Origin of the sequence: Corynebacterium sp. HMSC05D03 (assembly GCF_001807205.1) — a bacterium.
GTDB lineage: Bacteria > Actinomycetota > Actinomycetes > Mycobacteriales > Mycobacteriaceae > Corynebacterium > Corynebacterium aurimucosum.
The window spans coordinates 1-835 of sequence record NZ_KV788195.1; the positions used below are offsets into that span (position 1 = coordinate 1).

Sequence of the window (835 nt, forward strand, 5' to 3'; positions counted from 1 at the left end):
GGCCCTTCCGGTTTTAGAGTGCGTTGATTTTGTCCTGTAGTTGTCCGGAGTGGATGAGGCATCGCAAGATGTAGTGGTTGAGGTTTTTGAATCCCAGGGCGATGCCGCGTAGGTGTTCGAGTCTGCCGTTGATTGCCTCAACGGGACCGTTGGATGCGCCGATATCAAAGTAGGCGAGCACATCTTTGCGTCGACGCCACAGGGTGCGCCCCAGTTGGGCGAGCTCTTCTAAGCCTTTTGGTAGTCCTTTACGCAGGGTGTGGATGATGCGTTCCATGAGCTTTCTGCCTTCCGATTTCTTCGGATGCGCGTACGCTGCGATCACGTCTTGGTAGAGCAGCCACGTTACTTCTAGGGCCACGTAGTCGTCATCGGTGGCCCACAGCATTTCTAAGCGTTGCTTTTGCCGCTCGGTGAGATAGTTCGTCCTGGTCAACAGGGTGCGCCGGTGCTTGTACAGCGGGTCATCTTTGCGTCCGCGGCGCCCGGTTGTCTCACGTTGGAGTCTTTGTCGGCAACTGGTGAGCTTGTCGGCTGCCAGATGCACCACATGGAAAGGGTCCATGACTTTATTCGCCTGTGGTAGTTGCTCTTCAACTGCGGTGGCATAACCGGTGAACCCATCCATGGTCACCACCTGTATCTGCTCCCGGAAGCTGGGGTCGCGCTCTTTAAGCCACCCGCTGAGCACGTGGGCGGATCTGCCCGGTCGCATGTCTAACAAACGAGCAGGCCCACGCCCGTCCACCAGCGGGGTGAGGTCAACAAGTATGGTCACCAGGTTTGATGCCTGACCTGGTTTTCTGGTGCGTTTCCATACATGTTCATCGACTCC

1 protein-coding gene is annotated in these 835 nt (G+C 56.6%); it reads right to left on the reverse strand.

The features are described from left to right. Positions 1 to 13: 13 nt before the first annotated feature. A partial coding sequence (locus HMPREF3147_RS12065; RefSeq protein ID WP_141740751.1) for an ISL3 family transposase occupies positions 14 to 835 on the reverse strand: 822 nt, incomplete at its 5' end.